Source organism: Zongyangia sp., assembly GCF_965361945.1.
In genome coordinates this window covers 1-3,207 of the sequence record NZ_CBDTOK010000155.1, presented here as the reverse complement: position 1 = coordinate 3,207, position 3,207 = coordinate 1, and the positions used below count along the sequence as shown (strand labels likewise).

General features: G+C 50.3%; 1 protein-coding gene. It reads right to left on the bottom strand.

What is annotated here, in order from left to right:
• A partial coding sequence (locus ACZ25G_RS09710; protein ID WP_463682313.1) for a GH32 C-terminal domain-containing protein occupies positions 1-3,207 on the bottom strand: 3,207 nt, incomplete at both ends.

Genomic DNA, 3,207 nt, shown 5'->3' with positions numbered 1-3,207 from the left:
GGTGGGCATGACCTTGACAGAGGAGACAGAGTTTGCCACGGTGGCGGTATAGTTCAGGGTATCCTTGTCAAAGGCAGGATCCAAGGTACCGTTGGAGAGCTCCAGATTGCTCAGCTCGGTGGGGACGGGCTCTGGATCTGGCAGAGTACGATCCATGGCCTTCATGGAGTAAATATCCAAATCCAAGGTCACAGTACCATTGGTAAAGAATTCCATACTATTGTTGGCCAAATCATTATAGAAGAAGCCTTGGATACAAACTTCTCCATCATTACCATAGACATCGTAACAGATCTGATCCAACATCATCCGCAATTTGATGGTATCTCCATCAATCATGCTCATATCCGGCTTATAGACATCAAGGACATTGTCTCCATCTGAAGTCCGCTTGTCTACATAGAGTTTGCCGTCGTTTTTATTATAGGTGATAATCAGTTCACGGCCTCCACCCTGACGGAGCTTGAAGCCTACTTCAGTAGCAGTTCCCAGGGTAATGGTGGCATCCATGTCGCAGTTGGTGGACTTAACGTCCTTCAGAACATTTTCGCTGCTTTCATCCAGCTGCGCGCCTTTGAGCTCAAAGATCTTTTGATCCCGCATAGCGTCGACTTCTTCTGTGGGATAGCTAAAGAGCCGGGGCTCGCCATTGACAGTGCGCAGGGTCTGCTCTGTGGGGAGAGACTGCGCGGAGTTCCAGATTCGGCCTGGGACATTGCCGCCACGCTCACGGATCCAGCTAATGGAAACCCGGCGTCCATTGGGTTCATTGGAGAAGGACTGAGTCGCGTAAAGCTCAGGCTCAGGGATGCCAGGGAACTGATCGGAAATACCATTAAGGGGCCGGATATTCTCGGTCTCAGGAACAAACATGACAGTGTCTTCACCGGTCTTTTCCATATGACCAACGATATAGAAGACGCCGCCGCCTCTGAATACCCATTTGACGTTGCTCTCATCGCCATCCAGAGCGAGAGGATACAGATCCGGGCACTCAGAACCAAAGGCATTCCCGTTGATATCCATAATCTGTCCGCTGTGCTTCCAGTCAATAAGGTTGTGAGAAGTAAACATATGGACATGAGGTTCCAGATAATCCACAGTGACCATGACCCAAATGCCACCGTTTTCCATCGTTGCGTCTTCATACCAGAAGACCTTGGGATCACGGGCAGAAGATCCGTAAATGCCGCCGACATTGGAAACAACAGGGTTATTTTCGTATTTGATCCAAGTACGGCCATTATCGGTGGAGTAAGCCATAGACTGCTTGGTCAATCCCAAAGTAGTATCCCCACCGTAATTGGTGTAGAAGGCAACCATTCTGGCTCCCGGAGGCGTACTCTCGTCAAACAATCCAGAGGTGTTGTTATAATCGATGACCGCGGAGCCAGAGTAGATGACACCCAGATCATCCGGGGTGATGGCCAAGGGCAGCTCCTGCCAATTGACCATATCCTTGGAGACCGCATGTCCCCAGCTGGTTGTCCCGGTACCGACACCACTGTCAAAGCCACGATTGGTCTGGAAGAACATATGGTATTCCCCAGTAACTTCATTATAAACCAACCCATTGGGGTCGTTCATCTGATGCCGGTAGGGGGTAAAGTGGTAGGTCGGACGGTATTCTTGATCGTAGATGGTCTCCTCATCAAACATCTGCTGAATGTTGATGCTATAGCTGACAGAAAGGCCCGACTCTGGATCCCGAGCTACCACCTTGATGGTATTATAGTCCTCACTCAGTGCTACATTAACCGGCTGGCCGCTGGTCGCAGTGGTATTTCCAATGCTCAGCACCAAACCTTCTGTGCATTCAGCTGTAATATTCACAGAGGTTGTCCCATTGGGTACGCTGCCCATGTAAGCGTGAACATCAGGATCAAACTTTTCATTCATCTGAGCGCCTTCCACCGTAATGCTGGCGATCTCCGGCTGAACGGCGGAATAATAGTTCACATTATTGAAGGTAGCCGTTGTGCCTGTGGCCAAAATGAGACCAAACTGTCCTCCCTCAAAGGTGGGAAGGTTAAAGGAGTGATACAGTGTTCCGTTGACATAGAAATTAGCGACACCGGAGCCCAGATATTCCACCCGCAGGTGATAAATCTCTGTATTTTGGTCTGCAGCAGACAGGGCGTTGGTATTGACAAATTCATCTTTACCATCTTTGTGGGCAAAGGCGAAAACAGAGTTGCCGCCCTTAACCACCATCAAAGCAAACAGATGGTCCGGCTCCCCACGCTCATTGGTGGGATTATCCGGGTTTTGAAGGCCAAAGGTAATTCCCGCGCCGTACTGCCCGGATTTCAGTTCCACATCAGCCTCATAGATAAAGGTATCATCACTGGCCACAGAGGGAGCGTCAGCGTAAGCAAAGGTGTCCTTGCCAGCATCCACGCCTTTGTAACCGCTGGATTCCTCTGTCCAGGTACCGTTGAGGCCCTTCCATCCAGTCAGGTTGGTGGAGAAGCCTTCCAAGGCGCCACCATTGACAGTGTAGTTTACATTGTTAAAGGTCAGAGTCGCATTGCAGGCATTCAGTCCGAAATAGCCGCCGGGGAATTCCGGCAGTTCTCTGGTATGAATCAGATTCCCGTCCAAATAGAAGTTGAAGGGGCCGTTTTCAGTTTCCCGCTCTACCTTCAGTTGATAGGTGGTCTGGTTCTTCTGCTCTTCGCTTAAGGGAATCGCCTGAATGAAATCTGCGACACCGTTTGTCTCAGAGAAGATGCAGGCATTTCCGCCGCGATCCACATTGAGGCAGAACCACTTGCTCAACGGATTAGCCGGATCTCTGACGCCAAAGACAATGCCGCCGGCCTGCTGACCCACAGGGAGGTTTAACTGCGCCTCATATGTAAAGGACTCAGAACTATTGATCATGGTGGTGGACATGGCGAAGACATTACCTGTGCCAGAGCCTTGATAGCCCTCAGGGAGCTCGGTCCAGGTGCCGCTAACTCCACGCCAGCCAGTCAAGTTGGTGATAAATTCACCAACGAGGAAATCCCCGTCATCGGAGTATCTTACATTGCTGAAAACAGCCTCTGTATCATAGGTCATAAAGCCTAGATAGCCGCCGTTGTAATAGTCGGCAAAAGAAGCCGGCATATTGACAGTAACAGGCTCGTCATTCACAGTAACGGAAAACACTTTCGAAGGCGTTACCGTAACCTTAATATGCTGGGGCTCAGACAGGTCCGC